Source organism: Clostridium sp. AM28-20LB, from assembly GCF_003480665.1.
GTDB lineage: Bacteria > Bacillota > Clostridia > Lachnospirales > Lachnospiraceae > Otoolea > Otoolea fessa.
Map to the genome: position 1 here is coordinate 127,243 of NZ_QUJN01000005.1, position 22,020 is coordinate 149,262.

14 protein-coding genes are annotated in these 22,020 nt (G+C 49.4%); 12 read left to right on the plus strand and 2 right to left on the minus strand.

Annotated features, from left to right (window positions below):
* Window positions 1–7 precede the first annotated feature (7 nt).
* From DW739_RS11165 to DW739_RS11210, 10 genes are all read left to right on the plus strand, one after another.
* Window positions 8–2,464, plus strand: coding sequence for a hypothetical protein (locus DW739_RS11165; protein WP_118652020.1), 2,457 nt, complete (start codon window positions 8–10; stop codon window positions 2,462–2,464).
* Window positions 2,464–3,426 carry an ABC transporter ATP-binding protein gene (locus tag DW739_RS11170; protein ID WP_118570288.1) on the plus strand — a complete coding sequence of 321 codons (963 nt, stop codon included), beginning with the start codon at window positions 2,464–2,466 and terminating at the stop codon, window positions 3,424–3,426. Before DW739_RS11165 ends, DW739_RS11170 begins: the two co-directional genes overlap by 1 nt.
* A gap of 7 nt (window positions 3,427–3,433) precedes the next feature.
* Window positions 3,434–4,327: an ABC transporter permease subunit gene (locus tag DW739_RS11175; RefSeq protein ID WP_243023767.1), complete on the plus strand. Its 894-nt coding sequence runs from the start codon at window positions 3,434–3,436 to the stop codon at window positions 4,325–4,327.
* Between the two features lie 55 nt (window positions 4,328–4,382).
* Window positions 4,383–5,693: an SPFH domain-containing protein gene (locus tag DW739_RS11180; RefSeq protein ID WP_118481937.1), complete on the plus strand. Its 1,311-nt coding sequence runs from the start codon at window positions 4,383–4,385 to the stop codon at window positions 5,691–5,693.
* Window positions 5,694–5,698: 5 nt separating this feature from the next.
* Window positions 5,699–6,784, plus strand: a complete 1,086-nt coding sequence (locus tag DW739_RS11185) for an ATP-binding protein (RefSeq protein WP_107001436.1) — start codon at window positions 5,699–5,701, stop codon at window positions 6,782–6,784.
* On the plus strand, window positions 6,781–7,662 hold the full coding sequence (locus DW739_RS11190) for a TPM domain-containing protein (RefSeq protein ID WP_118743073.1): 882 nt from the start codon (window positions 6,781–6,783) through the stop codon (window positions 7,660–7,662). Before DW739_RS11185 ends, DW739_RS11190 begins: the two co-directional genes overlap by 4 nt.
* Before the next feature lie 37 nt (window positions 7,663–7,699).
* Window positions 7,700–9,211 (plus strand): SEL1-like repeat protein, encoded by a 1,512-nt coding sequence (locus DW739_RS11195; protein ID WP_243023768.1) that lies wholly within the window; start codon window positions 7,700–7,702, stop codon window positions 9,209–9,211.
* A 188-nt stretch (window positions 9,212–9,399) separates the two neighbouring features.
* On the plus strand, window positions 9,400–10,884 hold the full coding sequence (thrC, locus tag DW739_RS11200; protein ID WP_118472626.1) for a threonine synthase: 1,485 nt from the start codon (window positions 9,400–9,402) through the stop codon (window positions 10,882–10,884).
* A gap of 118 nt (window positions 10,885–11,002) precedes the next feature.
* A complete protein-coding gene (gene fba, locus DW739_RS11205) occupies window positions 11,003–11,866 on the plus strand; it encodes a class II fructose-1,6-bisphosphate aldolase (RefSeq protein WP_022360285.1) in 864 nt (287 codons plus the stop codon).
* A 103-nt stretch (window positions 11,867–11,969) separates the two neighbouring features.
* Window positions 11,970–14,087, plus strand: coding sequence for a glutamine synthetase III (locus DW739_RS11210; protein ID WP_118472619.1), 2,118 nt, complete (start codon window positions 11,970–11,972; stop codon window positions 14,085–14,087).
* A 113-nt stretch (window positions 14,088–14,200) separates the two neighbouring features.
* Here DW739_RS11210 and DW739_RS11215 read toward each other — a convergent pair whose 3' ends face one another.
* The gene (locus DW739_RS11215; protein WP_118743074.1) at window positions 14,201–15,571 is read right to left on the minus strand and encodes an N-acetylmuramoyl-L-alanine amidase family protein; all 1,371 of its coding nucleotides are present in this window, start codon (window positions 15,569–15,571) and stop codon (window positions 14,201–14,203) included.
* 324 nt (window positions 15,572–15,895) lie between these two features.
* Window positions 15,896–17,683, minus strand: a complete 1,788-nt coding sequence (locus tag DW739_RS11220) for a phosphotransferase (protein WP_107001440.1) — start codon at window positions 17,681–17,683, stop codon at window positions 15,896–15,898.
* Window positions 17,684–18,312: 629 nt separating this feature from the next.
* Here DW739_RS11220 and DW739_RS11225 point away from each other — a divergent pair.
* A complete protein-coding gene (locus DW739_RS11225) occupies window positions 18,313–19,911 on the plus strand; it encodes a glucan-binding protein (protein ID WP_118472622.1) in 1,599 nt (532 codons plus the stop codon).
* 361 nt (window positions 19,912–20,272) lie between these two features.
* Window positions 20,273–21,844: an AAA family ATPase gene (locus tag DW739_RS11230; protein ID WP_107001442.1), complete on the plus strand. Its 1,572-nt coding sequence runs from the start codon at window positions 20,273–20,275 to the stop codon at window positions 21,842–21,844.
* Window positions 21,845–22,020 lie beyond the last annotated feature (176 nt).

The following is a 22,020-nucleotide window of genomic DNA, read 5'->3' on the forward strand; positions in this document are numbered from 1 at the left end:
AGAAAGGATGCAGAAAAAGAGGGGAATACAGTTCTTTTTTGCGATATTGATCGGATGGATGGCACTATTCTGCCTTCCTGCAGGGTACGCATATGCCTCACAGAAGGAAGCAGATGCGCCGCTGTCGATGGATGTTTCCTATGGATTTGACAATACGGCAAAGAGTGACCGTTACCTTCGGGTAACGGTCCTTCTGAATAATGATACAGCGCCGTTTGAGGGAACGCTGGAGTTTCTGACCGCGCAGTCCAGTCTGGAGGCGTACCAGTATTCCTATCCGTTATCGTTGGCAGCGGGGGAGAAGTTTGAACAAGAATATTATATCCCGCTGGGTGTGCGGGCGGATCAGATGTTTGTATCGGTACAGGATGTAAACGGGAAAACGGTCATCCGGAAACGTCTGAAACTTGGTTCTGAGGAGGACGTTGCGGAGAGTTATATCGGAATTTTGACGGATACGCCGGAGGCACTTTCTTATTTAGACGGCGCGGGCATCCGATATGGGACGCTTCGGACGCGGGCGGTTTTTCTGGATGCCGAGCAGGCACCGGATGACCGGCTGGGTTACGATCCGCTGGATCTGGTAATTGTGTCTGGATTTGACCTGGATTCGCTCAGCGATGTCCAGTATGAGGCGCTGCGGCGCTGGGTGGAAGACGGCGGTACGATCCTCTTTGGCGGCGGTGTGGATTGTGCGAGAAATTATGGCAGGTTTGCAGAGAAGGTGCTGGAGCCGCCGTATCTGGATGCGGTAACCGTTCCGGTCAGTCTGGGCGGGGAGACGGCACCGGGCGAGCAGACGGGGGAGATCCAGGCAGAATGCGTCGATGTGAACCTGAAGAACGGCAGCACTCTGCTGGCGGGGGAAGTGTTCCCGCTGTTATCCCATACGAACTGCAAACGGGGGCGGATCGTGGCAGCTGCCTTTTCGATGGATGCGATCAGCGATTTGTGTCTGACCAATCCATCCTCATTTGAAAAGCTGTATACGCTGGTGCTGGGAAGTGATACCGTGGACGAGCTGGCACAGGAGGATTACTACGGTTATTCGGGCTCGTATTTCAGCGTACAGGGGCTGGTCAACACCGGCAATGCGGGGCGGCTTCCGAAGGTTGCGGCGTACACGGCGATCGTGGTGGTCTACCTGCTTTTGATTGGTCCGGGCATCTATTTCTACTTAAAAAAGCGGGGAATTTACCGGTATTATCTGCCGGCGGTGACACTGGGGGCGTTTTTGTTTACCGGCATTATTTATGCGCTGGGCGTAAAGACACGCTTCCGGGAGCCGTTTGTGACGTATGCGTCGATTCTGGATACCTCGGGAGAAGAGGCGGAAGAAGCCACTTATATGAACATCCGAAGCCCTTATAACAAGCCGTATTCAGTGAGCTTAAAGCCGGGCTATGAGGTGCGCCCGATGACGCGCAGTTACTATTACGATGCGGTTTCGGCGGTGCGCTTTACCGGTGAGGAAGAGTATCATACAAACTTTGTTTATCAGCCGGAACGGGTCGAAATTAAAATGCGGGATACGGTCGCATTTTCACCGAATCTGTTTACCCTGCGTCGTGAGCTGGAGAAAACGGACGCGATGGGCGTTCAGGGAAATATTTCCTATTTTGACGGCGTGGTGTCGGGAACGGTAAAAAACTGTTTTGAGGAACCGCTGGAGAATGCGGCTCTGCTCATCAATGGGAAAGCGGTGCTGCTGGGAAGATTAGAGCCTGGGCAGACGGTTTCTCTGGATGGAAAGGAGAGCTGCGATTATCCGGTCAGCTATTCGTATGCGGCAGCACAGATGGTGACCGGGGCGGATCAGTATGAGAAAGCGGAGATTGAGGATCCGGACTATTTAAAGGCGCAGGAGCGGACGAGACTTTTGAGCTTTTATCTGGATTCCGGCGCGGGGCGCAATCCGTCTGAGGCGTGCCTGGTGGCATTTTCAACCCGGAAGCTCCAGGGAGAGGAAGATTTTCTGGCGGATGCGAGGACACTTCGGGAAGGATTTTGCATGGTGACCGAGTCAATCCCGCTGAACCGTGAAAAAGACGGAAAACTTTACCGTTCGGCGCTTGAGGAAGATCCAACGGTGCTCGCCGGAAATTATGAGGCGGCGTACAACACAATGTATAGCGGGGAAACAGCGGAGGCTGCGACGGTCGAATATTCGCTGGGAAGTGACCTTGTCATTGAAAAGCTTACGTTTGAGACTCTGTCACCGCGATTTTCGGAAAATCCGCTCTATCCGTATATGTCATCCTTCTCCGGAAGCATGTATTTCTATAACTATGAGACCGGGCGTAATGACCGGATCGAGCTGAAATCAGAGTATTCGGCAAAGGAGCTTTCGCCGTACCTGTCTCCGTCGAACACATTGACCGTCAAATATGTGCCGGAACAGACGGGAGAGTATGGCTGGGAAAGCCAGCTTCCAAGAATCTATGTCGTAGGGAGGAGAGAGTGATGCTGACGATTAAAAACCTCAGAAAACGATATGGCAATTTTCAAGCGCTGGATGGGCTGAATCTGGAGGTCGCGGACGGGGAACTCTTTGGATTCGTGGGTCCCAATGGGGCAGGCAAGACGACGACGCTCAAGATTCTTGCGGGACTCCTCGTTCCCGATGAGGGCGAGGTGGAGATCGGCGGACTGGATGTTTACTCAGACGGAAAAGAACTCCGGCGGCGGATCGGCTATGTGCCGGATTTCTTCGGAGTATATGATAACCTGAAAGTATCGGAATATATGGAATTTTTTGCATCCTGCTACGGAATTACGGGGCTGCAGGCGCGGACGCGCTGCCATACGCTTCTGGAACAGGTGCGGCTGGAAGATAAAGAGGACTTTTTCGTGGACGGGCTTTCGAGAGGTATGAAGCAGCGCCTCTGTCTGTCGCGGGCGCTCATCCACGATCCGGATCTTCTGATCCTGGATGAACCGGCTTCCGGGCTGGATCCGCGCACCCGGGTGGAGTATACGGCGATTCTGAAAGAACTGCGCGATCAGGGAAAAACGCTGCTCGTCAGCTCCCATATTTTATCGGAATTGTCAGAGCTTTGTACCTCGATCGGCATCATTGAGCAGGGAAGAACGGTTCTGCAGGGCAGCATGGATCAGATTTTTGCGCGGATCAACTCGTCCAATCCGCTTCTGATCTCGATTTTCAGCCAGAAAGAAAAGGCGCTTGCGATCCTGAAAAGCCATCCTTGCGTGCAGACGATCGCGGTGCAGGGGGATGAGATCAAGCTGGGCTTTTTGGGGGATCGGCAGGATGAGGCGCTGCTTTTGCAGCAGCTTATCGATGCGGATGTGATGGTCAGCAGCTTTATGCGCGAGAAGGGAAGCCTGGAATCACTGTTTATGCAGATCACAGGACATGAAGAAGAGAGGGCGGTGCTGAAACATGAGATGGAATCCGGTATTTAGGAGGGAAATGACAGTTGGAAGCCGCAGCATCCGCATGATGGCGATTCTGTTTGTTTTTAACAGTATTCTGGCGGCGGTGGCGCTGTTTAATATGTATTCGGTGGCGGAGCAGGTCAGGACGACGGCGGAGATCCAGTATTCGCAGTTTCTGGATCTCTACACGTTCGTCTCCTCGATCGAATTTATCATGCTGCTTTTCATCATGCCGGCGCTGACTGCCAGCAGTATCAGCGGCGAGCGGGAACGCCAGACGCTGGAACTGATGCTGACGACCACGATGGAGCCGCGTGACATGGTGCTTGGAAAACTGGCGTCCTCGCTGGTGACGATGCTGGTGCTGGCGGTCTCGGCGCTTCCGGTACAGGCGCTCGTATTTGTCTACGGGGGCGTTACGCTGCAGGACATCGGGATGCTGTTCCTGTGCCACGGCGTTGTGGCAATTTTAACGGGCAGTATCGGGATCTTTTATTCATCGGTGCTGCGCCGCTCGACGGTATCGACCGTCTGCTCCTATGTGACGGTGGTGGCGCTGACGGCGGGAACGATGGCGGTCAATCTGTTTGCATACCGGATGGCGCTCCGGGCGGCAGATTCGTATGCATCTAATCTCAATGCATCGGAAATGGCAAGTTCCGGCATTTTACGCTATCTCTTTCTTTTCAATCCGGCTGTCTCGTTTTATAATGTAATTAACGGACAGGCGGGAAGCGGCGACATGAGAAAATGGTTCGAGCCACTGTTTGGCGTATTTCCAGACAATGCGATCACAGCACACTGGACGGCGTACAGCCTGATTTTGCAGTGTATGCTGGCGATGGTGCTGATCGCGGCAGCAGTCTGGGCGATCACGCCGGGAAAATGGAATCGGCATGGGAAAAATAAAGGGAATAATAACCGATAGATAGAAAAAGCAGAAAAACAGAGAAACTATGAATTTGGAGAAGGAGGCAGTGAGTATGGGAATTATCAGAGCAGCGGCACACGCGGTCGGCGGCGGGCTGGCAGATCAGTGGCTGGAAGTGATTGAACCGGAAAATATGGGGGAACAGACCGTATTTTCAGCGGGTGTGCAGACACGCCGCGGGGAGAACCGGAAGAGAACACCGGAAACGGTGTCCAATGGTTCTGTGATCCATGTGTACCCGAATCAGTTTATGATGTTGGTGGACGGCGGTAAGGTCGTTGATTATACAGCGGAAGAGGGTTATTATACAGTGCAGAATTCATCCCTGCCGTCTCTGTTTAACGGACAGTTCGGCGATGCACTGAAAGAATCCTTCAACCGTGTGCGTTATGGCGGACAGACGCCGTATGCACAGAAGGTCTACTATATTAATCTCCAGGAGATCAAGGGAATCAAGTTCGGCACACGGACGCCGATCAACTATTTTGATTTATTCTATAATTCCGAGCTGTTTCTGCGCGCACATGGAACTTACTCCATCAAGATTACGGATCCACTGAAATTTTATGCGGAGGCTATTCCGAAAAATCAGGATCAGGTGGAGATTGATTCCATCAATGAGCAGTATTTAGCGGAGTTTCTGGAAGCGCTGCAGACCTCGATCAACCAGATGTCGGCGGATGGCGTGCGGATTTCCTTTGTAGCCTCCAAAGGCAGGGAACTGGGACGCTATATGGCGGAGACGCTGGATGAGGAGTGGAACCGTCTGCGTGGCATGGAGATCCAGTCAGTCGGTATCGCCAGCATTTCCTATGATGAAGAATCGCAGAAACTCATCAATATGCGGAATCAGGGCGCGATGCTCGGCGACCCGTCGGTGCGCGAGGGGTATGTGCAGGGCGCGATGGCACGCGGCTTTGAGGCAGCCGGTTCCAACGGAAGCGGTGCGATGGCAGGCTTCATGGGAATGGGCGCCGGCATGAACTTCGGCGGCGGATTTATGGGCGCCGCATCGGCGTCCAACCTGCAGCAGATGCAGATGCAGCAGGCGGCGCGGCAGGGATATGCGGCACCGCAGGGCGGCTATGCGCCGGGGCAGGCGAATGGAGCGCCGCAGGGTGGTTATGCACAGCAGCCGGGAGCACCACAGGGCGGCTATGCACAACCGGCAGGACAGAACGCAGCGCCGCAGGGCAGTGCGGCAGCCCCGGCAGAATCCTGGACTTGTGAGTGCGGCAATGTCAACCACGGAAAGTTCTGCTCCGAGTGCGGCAAGCCAAGACCAGCCGGTCCGTGGACCTGCAGCTGCGGAACGGTCAATACAGGTAAGTTTTGTTCCGAATGCGGAAAACCGAGGTCATAGGGCGTATGGAGATACAATCATATAAGTGTCCAAACTGCGGCGGCGGACTGGTGTTTGATCCGAAGACGCAGAAATTTAAATGTGAATACTGCCTCTCAGCGTTTACGGAAGAGACGTTGAAAGAGATGGAAGAGGCAGCCAGAAAGTCAGAGGAAGCTTCGAAGCCGGGGGGAATGCCGGAAGCGGAAAAGATAGAGAGCCAGAAGCAGGCGGAGTCTAAGATGGTTCTCTATACCTGCCCGAGCTGCGGCGCGGAGATCGTGGCACAGGAGACGACAGCGTCCACGTACTGCTGTTACTGTCACAATCCGGTGGTTCTTTCGGGAAGTCTGGACGGTAAATACCGCCCGGACGGTCTGATTCCGTTTGAGATCGACAAGAAAAAGGCAAAAGAAATCTTTAAAAACTGGATTCAGAAGAAAAAGTATGTGCCGGATGATTTCTACTCGCCGCGTCAGATGGAGTATCTGGAAGGAATTTATTATCCATATTGGATGTATAGCTGCCAGGTATCCGGTGAGATGCAGGCGGAGGCGCTGCGGAAACGCGTGACGGTGGCGGGGGAGATCGAGTATATCGAGACGAGCCGTTACCATCTGGAGAAAAAGGCGGAGCTTCCCATCAAGGATGTGGCGCGCAACGCGTTAAAGCAGGCGGACCGCAGCCTTGCCGAGACCGTGCTTCCGTTTGATATGAAGAAGCTGCGCCCGTTTCAGGCAGGCTATTTTCTGGGATTTAGGGCGGAGCGGCGCGACCGGGAAAAGGAAGAATTTGCACAGGAGATTGAGCAGGAGATCAAGCAGTATACGAGAGAATCCCTGCAAAATAGCGTCTCCGGCTACGATCATGTGGATATCCGGAACCACCGGGAGACCATCACGGGGGAAAAATGGAACTATGCCATGCTTCCGGTGTGGATGATGACCTACCCGGATCCGAAGAACGGGCAGATGTACTATTTTGCGATGAATGGGGAAAATGGAAAGGTCTGCGGCGTCCTGCCGGTTGATTCGAAAAAACTGGTGCGCCTGTTTTTGACGATTTTCATTCCTGTGTTTGTACTTTTGCTGCTGGGAGGATACCTGATATGATAGAGAATCAAAATGCGGGAGTCACACAGAAAAAGAAGAAATATGGACGGCTGAAAGATTTTATATGCTTCTTTGTTGCAGCATTTATTTCATTTTCACAGGTCAGCCCTATATGGGCGGCGGAAGGCACGCGCGTCTTCGACGAGGCGGGGCTGTTCAGCGCGGAAGAAGTGCAGGAGCTGGAGACACGGATCGATGAGGTGCGTGACTCACAGGATGCCGATCTGGCGGTACTGACAGTCGAGGACGCACAGGGAGAATCGGCGGAAAGCTATGCCGATGATTTTTACGACAGCCACGGACTGGGCGTCGGGGACGATGCGAGTGGTATTCTGCTTTCGATCGATATGGACAACCGGGAGATATACGTTTCTACCACCGGGTATGCGATGAAAGTGCTGACGGATGCGCGGGTAGAGAAGGTGCTGGATGCGGCATATGACAGCGTGGCGGATGGAAACTATGCGGAAGGCGCGTTGGGGGCGATCGACAGCATCGAAAATTATCTGGAGATGGGCGTTCCGGCGGGACAGTATACGCAGGTGCGCGAGGAGAAAAAACATTCCCTGGAATGGTATGAGGCGCTGTTTGCGGCGGTCGCGGCAGCGATCGTGGCGGCACTCCCGTGCTTTTCGGTGATGCGCCAGTATAAGATGCAGAAAGAACACCGCCAGTCGCTGGGTTTCCATATGGCATACCGGGCGGACAGTGCGCTGCATTTTGTCCAAAATGAGGAGCAGTTTGTAAACCGGTCGGTAGTGACCAGACGGATTCCGAAAAATCCGGGTCCGGGCGCTTCGGGCGGTTCGGCTGGAAGGACGACCATACATCAGGGCAGCAGCGGAAGGATGCACGGCGGCGGAGGCAGAAAGTTTTAATTGATACAATTTCGTGTGGAAGGCGGATGAATGATATATGACAATCCTGATGACAGGCTTATGTGAGAAAGGTGCAGACCAGATCTGGAAACAGTGTAACGATGCGATGTACGCCCAGGGAGTTACCTGGCTGGAAGAGGCGGCATATGCGGGCGATGCGGAAGCATGGTTCTTTTTAGGACACTGTTACAGCTGGGGGGACGGGGCTGTCGGGTTCAATGAGAAAAAAGCGTATGAATGTTACCTGCGGGGGGCTTCGGCGGGAAGTGCCCGGGCAGTGTTAGGAGCGCTGCGCGCCGGTCAGTATGACGAACAGATGAAGCGGTCGGCACGTTATTCCATCGAGGAAAGTTACCGTCAGGTGCGGGATGCCGCTGAGATGGGCGATGTCTATGCCGCGTGGCAGATGGGCGAGGCAGTTGAGTGGGAAGATCTGGCCGATTATATGCCGCAGACTGAGAGCGCCCGTGAGCAGTGCCTCTTCTGGTACGAACGGGCGGCGGACGGCGGCATTATCCCGGCGATGGTTAAGATGGGAAAATGCTGCCAGAATGGTACATACCGGGAAAAAGATGAAAAAGAGGCACTTCGCTGGGCGAATCAGTGCGCCGCCAGCGGGGAGGTCTGGGGACTCTTCCAGATGGGGGAACATTATCGCCAGGAAGAAGACTGGGAAGCTGCATTCCAATATGACTATGCGGCGGCAAAGCAGGGGTCTTCCCGCGCCATGCTGTATCTGGGGCAGATGTACTTAAACGGACAGGGCACAGAGCGCGATATCCAGGCGGCCGTCCAGGCGCTGGAAGGAGCCGCGGCGCGGAACGAGGCGGAGAGCTTTGAAGAACTTGGAAATCTGTTCTATCAGGATGAACTGGTGGAGCGCGATGATGAAAAAGCGTTTTACTGGTATGGAAAAGCATATGCGGCAGGCATCAAAGAGGCGGCGCTTCCGTTAGCCCGCCTGTATCTGCGCCCGTCCGACGAGCAGGACACCGTCCGGGCAGAAAAACTTCTGCGGGAGGCAGCTGGGATCGAGACGGACGGACAGGCAAGTCTGGCGCTTGGAAATATCTATCGGGATGGTCTGAACGGCGAGATTGATATGAAGCAGGCGGTTTCCTGGTACGAAAAAGGCGCTTCGCAGGGAAATCCAGAGTGCATGGAGATTCTTGGATGCCTGTATTTCCAGGGCGAAGAGGGAGTAGACCGCGATTATGCAAAAGCATTTGAGTGGCTGAACCGGTGCGAAGAAGCCGGAAGCCTGCAGTCTGCATCCAAGTTAGGCTATCTCTATATGAAAGGAGAAGGCTGCACCGCCGATGAAAATAAGGCGAAGGAGCTTTTTGAGCGGGCGGCACAGACGGAATGTGACGGATATGCACTCTATGAGCTTGGATTTATCTACGAACGGAAAAATGAATCCCCGGAAGATCTCGAGCGGGCGGCACAGTGCTACCAGAAGGCGATCGAGATGGGAAATGAGAGTGCTTCACGGCGGTTTTCCCATTTTAAGAAGGGATTGTTTGGGCGCTGGAAGATCACGTATTAAGGGGGAATTTTTCTTGCGCTGTGCCATAAAGTATGATAGAATTTTTAACTAAAGTGAGCAGGGGGTCCCGTAACTTTGCGGGAGAACTGCAAAACCACACAGAACACTTACATGGCAGAAAGTTTGACTCCGGCATCCTTTGCAAAGATGGGGACGATGGGGAAAGATAAAAAGAGAGGATGAAAATCATGGCAATCAATTACAGCAGTACCCGTGGCGGTGAAAACAACGTAACGGCTTCGATGGCGATCTTAAAGGGACTGGCAGCAGACGGCGGCCTGTTCATGCCGGATCATATCCCGGTGTTAGATTGCAGCCTGGAAGAATTATCCCATAAAACATATCAGGAAGTAGCTTATGCAGTTATGAAGCAGTTTCTGACTGATTTCACAGAGGAAGAGCTGAAAACCTGTATCGAGCGCGCTTACGACAGTAAGTTTGATACGGAAGAGATTGCGCCGCTTGTCAAAGCAGACGGAGCATATTATCTGGAGCTGTTCCACGGAAGCACGATTGCCTTCAAGGATATGGCGCTCTCGATCCTGCCGCATCTGATGACCGTATCGGCGAAGAAGAACCATGCGGAGAATACGATCGTGATCCTGACCGCAACCTCCGGCGATACCGGAAAAGCAGCGATGGCTGGTTTTGCAGACGTTGAGGGAACCAGAATTATCGTATTTTACCCGAAGGACGGCGTCAGCCGTGTGCAGGAGCTGCAGATGCTGACCCAGAAGGGCGCGAACACAAGCGTTGTCGGTATTTCCGGAAACTTTGATGATGCACAGAGCGGTGTCAAGAAAATCTTTGGTGACAAAGAATTTGCCAAAGAATTAGCAGGCAGAGGCTATCAGCTCTCTTCCGCAAACTCCATCAACATCGGTCGTCTCGTACCACAGGTTGTGTACTATGTATATGCGTATGCAAAGCTGCTTGAAAACGGCGAGATCGAGAACGGTGAGAAGATCAATGTAACCGTTCCGACCGGAAACTTCGGCAATATCTTAGCTGCTTATTTTGCAAAACAGATGGGTGTGCCGATCGACAAGCTGATCTGCGCGTCCAATGACAATAAAGTTCTGTACGACTTCTTTAAGACAGGCGTATATGACAAGAACCGTCCATTCATCCTGACCTCTTCTCCGTCGATGGATATTCTGATTTCCAGCAACCTGGAACGTCTGATTTATCTCTCCACCGGCTGCGATGCGGAGGAGACCAAGAAACGCATGGAAGAGCTTTCGAAAGATGGCAAATATTCGGTTACCGACGAGATGCGTGCGCGTATGGCAGATTTTGTCGGCGGTTATGCTGATCAGGCGGCAAATGCAGCCGAGATCAAGCGTCTCTATGATGAGACCGGTTATATGATCGATACGCATACCGGCGTTGCATCCTGCGTATACCATAACTATGTGAAGGAGACAGGCGATACCAAGAAGACAGTTATCGCATCGACGGCAAGCCCATATAAATTCTCCCGCAGCGTCATGGAGGCAATCTTCGGCAGCGAAGAAGGCAAGGGCGAGTTCGAGCTTATCGACGAGATGGAGAAAGCATCCGGCGTGAAGATCCCGCAGGCGATCGAGGAGATCCGCAAGGCAGAGATCCGTCACAACCGCCAGTGCAAGCCGGAGGAGATGGAGAAGACCGTTTCGGAGATTTTACAGTAAAAGTTACAAAATATTAAAATAATTGCCTGTTATTTTTTTGACAGGCTAGGCAAATACTGAATTATGGTATATAATAGACTCTGGTTAGATCAAAAAGAGACAACGAGGAGGTTTGTATATGTTAGTTAGTGCGAAGGAAATGCTTCAGAAGGCAAGAGATGGCAAATATGCGGTTGGTCAGTTCAACATCAACAATCTTGAATGGACCAAAGCGATTTTACTGACGGCACAGGAGCAGAACTCACCGGTTATCTTAGGCGTTTCAGAGGGCGCAGGCAAGTATATGACTGGCTTTAAGACAGTATCTGCGATGGTAAAAGCGATGATCGAAGAGCTGAACATCACGGTTCCGGTTGCGCTGCATCTGGATCACGGCACCTACGAGGGCTGCTACAAATGTATCGATGCTGGGTTTTCTTCCATCATGTTTGACGGCTCCCATTATCCGATCGCCGAGAACGTAGAGAAAACCAAAGAATTAGTCAAAGTCTGCGCGGAGAAAGGTATTTCCCTGGAGGCTGAGGTTGGTTCCATCGGCGGCGAGGAAGACGGCGTGATCGGCATGGGCGAATGTGCAGATCCGAACGAGTGTAAGGCGATTGCAGACCTCGGAGTTGATATGCTGGCAGCAGGTATCGGCAATATCCACGGCAAATATCCGGCAAACTGGCCAGGCTTAAGCTTTGAGACGCTGGCAGCCGTAAAAGAAAAAGTAGGCGATATGCCGCTGGTTCTTCACGGTGGTACCGGTATTCCGGAAGATATGATCAAGAAAGCCATTTCTTTAGGTGTAGCGAAGATTAATGTAAATACTGAGTGCCAGCTGGCATTTGCAGAGGCAACCCGCCAGTATATCGAGGCTGGTAAGGATCAGCAGGGCAAAGGATTTGACCCGCGTAAACTTCTTGCACCTGGTTTTGAGGCGATCAAAGAGACGGTTAAGACAAAGATGGAACTGTTTGGTTCTATCGGAAAAGCCTGATGAATAAGTAAGGTTCATGACCGGACTGCAGGGATGTACATTTCGCAACGCGGATATACATACCGGCGGTCCGGTCTGTTTTCATATTAATGTGAGGGATTGAATGAGCGAGATTATCAATGTACCGGAAATTTTCGGAAAAAATGTGTTTAATGACAAGGCGATGCAGGAACGCCTTCCGAAAAGTGTTTACAAAAAACTGAAGAAAACCATTGAAGACGGAGCTGAGCTGGATCCGTCCATCGCAGATGTTGTCGCACACGCGATGAAAGACTGGGCGATCGAGCGCGGTGCGACGCATTATTCCCATTGGTTCCAGCCGCTGACCGGCATTACGGCAGAAAAGCATGATGCGTTTATCTCCGTACCGGATTCCAACGGACGCGTTATCATGGAGTTTTCCGGTAAAGAGCTGATTAAGGGCGAGCCGGATGCATCCTCGTTTCCGTCGGGCGGACTTCGTTCCACCTTTGAGGCACGCGGCTATACAACCTGGGATTGTACTTCCCCGGCATTCCTGCGGGAAGATACGCTGGGCGTGACACTCTACATACCGACTGCATTCTGTTCGTACCGCGGCGAAGCACTGGATAAGAAGACACCGCTGCTGCGTTCCATGCAGGCAATCAACGAGCAGGCACTCCGGATTCTCCGCCTGTTTGGAAATACGACTTCCCACCGGGTGATTCCGTATGTGGGACCGGAGCAGGAGTATTTTCTGGTTGATAAGAACAAATATTTACAGAGAAAAGACCTGATCTACACCGGTCGTACCCTGTTTGGCGCGATGCCGCCGAAAGGGCAGGAGATGGATGATCACTATTTTGGAAGCATCCGTCCGAGAGTCGGTGCATTCATGAAAGAGTTAAATGAGACACTGTGGCGTCTGGGTGTCAGTGCAAAGACACAGCACAACGAAGTTGCACCAGCACAGCATGAATTAGCGCCAACCTATTGTCAGGTCAATCTGGCAGTCGATCACAACCAGATGGTCATGGAGGCGATGAAGCGTGTCGCAGGACATCACGGTCTGACCTGTCTGCTGCATGAGAAACCATTTGACGGAATCAATGGTTCCGGTAAGCACAACAACTGGTCCCTGACGAGCGACGACGGCATCAACATGATGAATCCGGGCGAGACGCCGCACGAAAATGTACAGTTCCTTCTGGTTCTGGCGTGCATCATGAAAGCAGTTGACAGACACGCGGATCTGCTGCGCGAGTCCACCGCGATTCCGGGCAACGATCATCGTCTGGGTGCGGCAGAGGCGCCGCCAGCGATCATCTCTATTTTCCTGGGCGAGCAGCTGGAGGATGTTATCGATCAGCTGTGCAGCACGGGCGAAGCCGCACATTCTAAGAAGGGCGAGGTACTTCAGACGGGAGTAGCGACACTTCCGGATTTCGTCAAGGATGCAACCGACCGCAACCGTACTTCACCGTTTGCGTTTACCGGTAACAAATTCGAGTTCCGTATGGTTGGTTCTTCGGATTCTGTTTCATCCCCGAACGTCGTGCTCAACACGATCGTGGCAGAAGCGTTTAAAGAGGCTGCGGACGAATTGGAAAACAGCGATGATTTTGACAGCGCAGTCCATGATATCATCAAGCGTTTGTTTGCAGAGCACCGCCGTATCATTTTCAGCGGAAATGGTTATTCTGAGGAATGGGTTAAAGAGGCAGAGCGCCGTGGACTCCCGAACCTGAAAGCGGGTATCGATTCTGTCGAGGCAATCCGGACCGAGAAAGCGATCAAGCTCTTTGAAGAATTTGGCGTGTACACCCGGACCGAGCTGGAATCCCGTGCCGAGATCGAGTATGAGGCATATTCCAAGACTGTTAACATCGAGGCGAAGACGATGATCGACATGGCAGGCAAGCAGATCATCCCGGCGGTTGTCAAATATACGACTCAGCTTGCTTCCTCCCTGACAGCCGTCCGGACTGCCTGTGAGGAGGCCGATGTCAGTGTCCAGAAAGAACTGCTTTTAGAGACCTCTGATAAACTTTCAGAGATGAAGGTGGCATTGGCGGCACTCAAAGATATCCTGGCAAAGGCATCTGCGATTAAGGATAACAAAGAAAAAGCATTCGCCTATCTGCATGAGGTATGCCCGGCGATGGCAGCTCTCCGTAAACCGGCAGACGAGCTGGAAATGCTGGTAGATAAAGAGTTATGGCCGTTCCCGAGTTATGGGGATTTGGTGTTTGAGGTGTAGGCAGCTTTTAGAAGGTATGATTTTAATTAAAAAGATTTTGACCATCGATATAGGCTATGAATCGTTGGTCAAAATCTTTTTTTAACAACACTTATATATTTTGCAAATACGGTTTATTTCCGCCCAGGACCCTGCGTCTGCCCCTCCTGAATCGTATCGCCCTGATTGGAGGTAAATCCGTTAATCCGTTTATCGGATGAATTTGACGAAGAGCCTGACGAGCTGGAGCTTGATGTCGTCGGTGCGGTGTAAGTCGTGCCGTTGCTGTAGATGCGGCTTGGTACATTGCCGGTATCGCTGGTGGAACTGCTGTTTGTCTGGTTATTCGAAGAGCCTGACGAACTGGAAGTCCCGCCCGGCGTGGAAGTGGAACTGCTGTAGCCGCTTCCAGGAATCGGAACGGTTGTGCCCGACGAAGAACCATTTGACGAGCTGGAGCTGTTGGAACTTCCCGGTGCAGTAAAACTGGTCGAATGATCGGAACTATTCGAATTGTTGGTGTTACCTGAACTGGAGGTCCCTGAATTGGAATTGTTCGAAGCCGTTCCGCTTGGCCCCGAAGTGCTGCTTGAAGAAGAACTGCCAGACGAAGTCCCTGTTCCCTGTGAAGCACTTGGGTCAAAATAGCTGTCGCTCATGCCGGAGAGACTGGACGGTGGATTCTGGCACGCACCGCTCTTGGCAAAGGTGTATTTCACCGAATCAATCGTCAGGGTTGTGTTCGAAGCCATTTTACCGTTCTCATCCAGATAATAGTAGGTGCCGGATACCTTAATCCAGCCTTTCTGGCGGTGTCCGTACTCATTGAAATAGTACCAGGTGCCGTCGATCTGCTTCCAGCCGCGGCTCATATTGCCGTCTGTCTTGTCCATGTAGTAGGTGTTTCCGTTGCTGTCATTGAGCCAACCGGTCAGCATCTTGCCCTCATGGAGATAGTAGTATTCATTTTTGATGAGCTGCCAACCGGTCAGCAGTTTTCCATTTTCGTCGAGATAATACCAGGTGCTGTTTACCTTCTGCCAGCCAGTCCGCATCGCCCCGTCCGTGCCGAAATAGTACCAGGTGCCGTTGTCCATCTTCTGCCAGTTGGTAAACATCCGTCCATCCTCACCCAGGTAATACCAGACCGTATCAAGCTGGAGCCAGCCCTTCTGCATCACACCATACTGGTTAAAATAGTACCAGTAGTTGTTGATTTTCTGCCATTTGGTCATCATCTCGCCGCTCTGGTTGAAATAATACCAGGCGGAAGTGGATGAATCCTGACGCCATCCGGTCACCATCTTGCCGGTCGAATCATCCATATAATAATATTTCTCTCCGATATGTACCCATCCGGTATGCTTCTGACCGTCGTCGGTCATGTAGTACCAGTAGTTTCCGTCCTTCAGCCATCCGGCCGCACGGCTCTGGGAAGAAGGAAGCAGCCCCATGGCACCGATCAGGCAGGCAAGCCCAAGCAGTTTTGCATATCTTTTCCGCATCGCGTATCCCCCTTGCAATGTGATTTATCGTTATTTATGATTACAGTAGAAATTAATATCAAAGATGTTGGGGTCAAAAGGCATTTTGACCCCTCTGATACCAGATTGCTCCGCACTATATGCTCCCGCAATCTTCAAAAACATTCGTAATTCGCTCATTTTTCTTTGAAAAATGGCTACCTACTCATGTTTTTGGCGGGTTCCAAGGTCAAAAATTCTCCTGCAAGCAAGCTTGCGTCGAACTTCTGACCTTTTGACCCTGGTATCATATCAAATTACTTTATAAGTATAACATAGATAAATGTAAAATACCTAACGGAAATATTACAATTTTAACAAGTCCTCGGAAACAATTTTTCGATAATAATTTTTCGCATACCGGTACATCACGATCGTGTAATCGCCAAATTCGCGTCCTTCCATACTCTTGAAGACCGCCCAGAGCGCCCACAGGAAACCGCCGAGCGCCGCATAGGCATACGTGACAAAGCGTTCTTCGTCTGATGGGGCGTGCTGGAGGTATTCTTCCAGAAGGTGGTCAAGCTCTTCCTGTGAATAATATGAATAAATACTGCACATCGCAATATCAATGAGCGGATCGCACATGCCTGCATACTCCCAGTCGATCAGACGCAGGGAGTCGTCCGGCAGAAACAGGAAATTGTCCGCAACTGAGTCAATATGGGAGAGGCAGCAAGGACGTTCCAGTGTATCCAGCCGATCCATCAGTTCATTCATCCGGGCGCGGACCGCCGGGTAGTCCTCGAACAGCATTTCCTCATGTCCGCGGCAGATCTTCTCATAAAAATCAATCCGTTCCCGGATGCGGAACGTGTGCGGAACCGTCACGCCGGAATGATGCAGCTTCCGCAGCATCTCCATGCAGGCGGCCATCTCCTGCGGGTTCTTTGCATCCGCATTCCGAGCGCCCTCATAATACTGGGCGATCTTGTAGCCGGTTTTTCCGTCAAAATACAAAATATGTTCGGTAATGCCAAGCGGTGTGACCGCCTTGTAAACAGCCTCCTCCTCTTTTCGGTTAATCAGAAATTCTGTTCCCGGACCCGGAATGCGGCAGATATAATGTTTTCCATCCAGTTCAAACAGGAACGACTGGTTTGTCATACCAGATTTGAGACAGCGGATGTTGTGTATCGCTTCCTCTTTTACATTGAAAACGTGTGCGACCAGCTGCATGGCGGCATTGTCCGAATGATTCTGATATTTCGGATCAAACAGGCGCAGTTCTTCCAGGTTTTCAAACTCATAGACCTGATCCGCCGGCTGGCAGTTCATCGAAAAATCCAGTTCTTTGATATGATCGACGACAACCTGTTCCCAGTACCATTGTTCTGTGCCAGGCTGATGATAGGCTTCCTCAATGAGCGGAATCAGCTGGTTGGAAAAATCACGCGAGAGGAACGCAGGTCCATACATGACCCAGGAATCATGCCCACCGACCTGCACCGATGTGATGCGTCCCTTTTTATTAGAAGAAAGACACCACTCAGACGTTTCACCGTCCATGTAAACGGAAGAGTACCACGCGCCGCACTCATACTTATGGTACATATTATTTCGAATCCAGTTGTCCGAGACAAGCAGATACATATTGCGGCCGCGGAACAGCTCGCGGGCATGGTAGATCGTAGCCAGATTATTTTTGGTGGCGTACTCCGGGTTATAGAGGAGTTTGACCTGATATTTGTCGATCAGATATTCAAACTTTTCCTTTAAATAACCGACGATAATTGTGATATCCGTGATCCCCGCTTCATGGAGCTGCTTGATCTGGCGCTCAATCATCCGCTCGCCAAACACTTCCAGAAGCCCCTTCGGCGTCTCAAACGTCAGCGGCACAAACCGGGAGCCAAACCCGGCGGCGGTAATGACGGCGCCATCCACTTTAAATTGTTCCAGATACTTAAGCCCCTGTTCGGTCAGCAGATATTTCCCCGTATCCATATCTGTCATGAGGAATGCCTCCTCCAGACAGTCCCCAAGCAATTTATTCACAGTCCCCAGGGAAAGATTCAAAATCGAAGCAAGCTCCCGCTGGGTCACATCCGGATTCTCATAGAAACTCCGGCAGATCAGTCCATAGCGATCCATATAAAACCTCCTGAATTATTAAATTCTTTTATTTTTCTCTTATATATTCACGTATTTCGTCATCATTATAGATGGATAAGAGTGAAAATAGGTTCTAGTTGTTGCATGTTCAAAAAATAAAATCAAAAGTGATATATGAACATTATAGCATAAACACAGAGAAAGTAAACGGAAAAAGCAATGCTGCGGGGGGAGAATAAAGACTGTTACTGGGCACGTATGCGTGAACAGTGACGAAAGGCTTGATAAGGTGGTCTGTGGGAAATAAGAAACGTAAAAAATACTGGAAATACAGGCATTTTAGCGGTTAAAACAGGATTGTACAAATATAAATACAATTACGAAACTATAAAGAATTTTCGTAAAAAATCCGTAAGAAAATGCACAGATAAATGTTATGGTATTTTGGAAAAACGTGTATTATAATGTGGATGTATCGGAGAAAGGCAGTACTTCACAGGGAAGAGAAACATAGGAAATACAGACAATATTCCACTTCAAAATAAAAAGTTGGAAATTCTGTAAAAAAACTATTGATAATTTTCCATATCCGAAGTATAATGACCTGGTAATGCAGTTAGGATTTCGAGAAAAATATTTCAAAAAGTAAAAAGGAGAGTGCATTAATTATGAGAAAGCAGACTAAATTAGTTGCAGTACTTTCTGCAGCAGCTTTACTCGCTATGGGTGCTTCCATGACTTCTTTCGCAGCTGGTTGGGAGAAAGATGACGCTGGAGTTTGGCACTACTATGACAGCGATGATGAGATGGTAACCGATGAGTGGAAGAAAGATGGCGGTAAATGGTTCCATCTTGACGAAGATGGTGAGATGGAGACAGATACATGGGTAGATGATGACTACTATGTAGCTGAAGATGGTCATATGCTGACCAACGAGTGGAAAAAGACCATGGCTGATGAGGATGAAGATGATCCGGAAGACGGCGGCGAGCATTGGTACTACTTCAACAACAAAGGTAAAAAAGTTACCGATACAGATAAGAAGATCAATGGCAAGACCTACTACTTCAACGAAGATGGTGAGATGCAGTATGGCTGGCACGAGGAAGACGGCAACGCATACTACTTAGGTACTGAGGACGAAGGTTGGAGAGCTGAGTCTCAGTGGCTGTGGCTTGAGAAATCCGGTAACAATGAGAACGATCTGGATGATGATGATGATCTGGAAGTAGTTCTTGATTGTTCTGAAGATGACAACTGTGATGATGAGGGTTGGTACTGGTTCCAGTCTTCTGGTAAAGCATATCATGACACAGGCAAGAAGAAAATCAACGGCAAATACTATATGTTCAACGAGCACGGTCAGATGCTGTACGAGTGGATTGATGGTAAGGCTGTTGAACAGGGTTCCAACGCACAGCTTGATGGTAACCTTGCTAAGGGCGAATTAGCTACAACCAGCGTAATGAGATACTACAACGAAGTTGAAGATGGTTCCAGAGGTAACGGCTGGTATCAGATCGACGGCGCTGAGGATCTGGATGCTGATGGTGATACAGACTGGTACTACATCGATGACGGTGAAGTTAAATACGCTGATGGCGGTTCCAAAGACTTCGCTACTTACGATGATGACGGAGCTGTATACGTTCAGAGAATCAAAATTGAAGGTAAATACTTCTCCTTCAACGAAAAAGGTCAGATGCAGGATGGCTTACAGTACTGCCAGGCTGACGGCGGATTCTACTACTTCGATGCCAACGGCTATCAGAAGACTGGCCGCGTAACATCTGTAGAGAACGACGATGATGATTACACATTCTACTTCAACACCAAGAATGGTAAGAATGGTCTTGGCTACAATGGTCTGAAAGATGATTATCTGTACTTCAACGGTAAGAGACTGGATGCAGATGATGACTACAGACTGTACTACTATGATGGAGATATCTATCTGACCAATACCAAGGGTAAAGTTCAGAAGACCTCCAAGAAGTATGACATCGAGAACAAGGGCATCGCTGAGGATGATGTAAAAGTAGAGATCAGCGGCAAGAAAGTTGTATCCGTTACTTTAGCTAGCGGTAAGACAATCAAAGCTGAGGATCTGATTGCTGATGCAGAGGCTCAGTTTGGTAAAGATGTTGTTACAGAGGATCAGATCGTATCTGTACCGTTCATCCAGCTGTATGATGACGATATTTATACCTACACAAATCTGGCTGGTACTAAGGCTGTTGAAGGTTGGTTAGGATTAAACAAATAATTAATCTGAATTTTATTCGATTAGTCATTTGACCTAGGATAATTGAGAAGCGGTATTTCAGGATATTTTCTGGAATGCCGCTTCTTTTTTAGTAAAAAGAGCTCCGATACCTCGAAGTGTTTCGAGATGGCGGAGTTTTTTATGTGGTCGCAATGTAAATGAAGCCTGTCTGTATGACTGCATTTGCCCTCTGTCAGTTAAAGAATAGAATATGCAAAACTCTCTGCAGTACTATCATTTTGAGTTTAAGCATATCTTCCAAGTCTTGTTTCACTGATTCTTTCATGATATGATAATAAAAACAACAAATTATCATGATGTGTGATAAACGTGCAGTTTTATTAAAAAGAGAGGGAGCCATATGGGTATATATTTAAATCCCGGAAACGCAGCTTTTTCAGAAGCGGTGCATTCTCAGATCTATGTAGATAAAACAGAGCTGATTTCTTATACCAACAGTGTGCTGGCAACAAACCAGAAAAATATCTGCGTCAGCCGCCCAAGGAGATTTGGAAAATCCATTACAGCCAATATGCTGGCTGCTTATTATAGTAAGGGATGTCAGTCTGATACTTTATTTAAAGACCGAAAAATCAGCTGTTCAAAAGATTATAAAAAATATTTAAACACTTACACAACTATATTTTTAAATATCCAGGAATTTTTAAGTCGAAGCTCTAATGTAGAAGAATTGATTCAGCGGATCCGGCGTTCACTCATGAGAGAAATTCGCCGTGAATATCCAACGATTGATTTTTATGATGAATTAGATCTGACGGAAAATATGAAGGAAATTTATGCTGAAACAAATGAGCCATTTATTATAATCATTGATGAATGGGATTGTATTTTTAGGGAATACGCAGAAGATAAAGCGGCTCAGGAACGATATCTGGATTTTCTTCGTGATTTTCTAAAGGATAAGGCACATATACATCTGGCATATATGACAGGAATATTGCCAATAAAAAAATACGGTACCCATTCTGCGCTCAATATGTTTGATGAATTCTCGATGGCAAATCCAGGTGTTCTGGCGCAATATGTCGGTTTCACAGAAAATGAGGTGCGCTGCCTCTGCTCAGATTATCAAATGGATTTGGCAGAAATCAAAGAATGGTATGATGGATATCGCTTTGAAAAAGCCTCTTCTATTTACAGTCCGCGTTCGGTTGTGGCTGCTATGACTTCTGGTATCTGCGATTCTTATTGGAACCAGACCGAAACATTTGAGGCACTGCGCGGATATATTGACATGAATTTTGATGGGCTGAAAGACGACGTTCTCAGCATGATGGCCGGAGAAATGGTACCGGTCAATACAGGCAGTTTCAGCAATGATATGACGACATTTCACAGCGAGGATGATGTCCTGACTTTGCTGATTCATCTGGGATATCTTGGATACGATTTCAGCCATAAATCAGTTTTTATTCCGAATAATGAAATCCGTGGAGAGTTTGTAAATGCGGTTTCGGTTTCTCAATGGGGAGAGGTCTCGAAAGCATTAAAAAACTCAGCTGATTTACTTAATGCTATCTGGAGAAAAGATGAAGAAAAAGTAGCTGTCTATATGGAACAGGCTCATTTTGAAACATCCCATTTACAGTATAATAATGAAAATGCACTGAGTTATACTGTATCACTGGCACTCTACGCTGCCAGAAACTTTTATCAGGTTTATCGTGAATTTCCATCGGGATCTGGATTTGCAGATATAGTTTATTTACCGCGAAAAGAATTTCCGGATAAGCCAGCTTTGATTGTCGAACTAAAATGGAACAAATCGGCCGAAGGCGCAATTCACCAGATATTAAAAAAACAATATTTCCAGAATCTGGAAGATTATTCAGGAAATATGCTGCTGGTTGGAATCAATTATGATTTAAAGACGCGAAAACATGAATGTAAAATTTTAGAATTTAAAAAATGAAAAGCAAGTTATTTGTCACGGCGGCAGTAAAAAGAGATGTTGATTGAGAAATCCTCTTTTTGCGGCCGATGTGATTTGACATCCAATTCAAATCTGAATCATTAAGCTGATAGCTTGATATAAGAGGACTCCGTCACTTCAGAGAAGTCTGAGGTGGCGGAGTCCTCTTTTTGTCA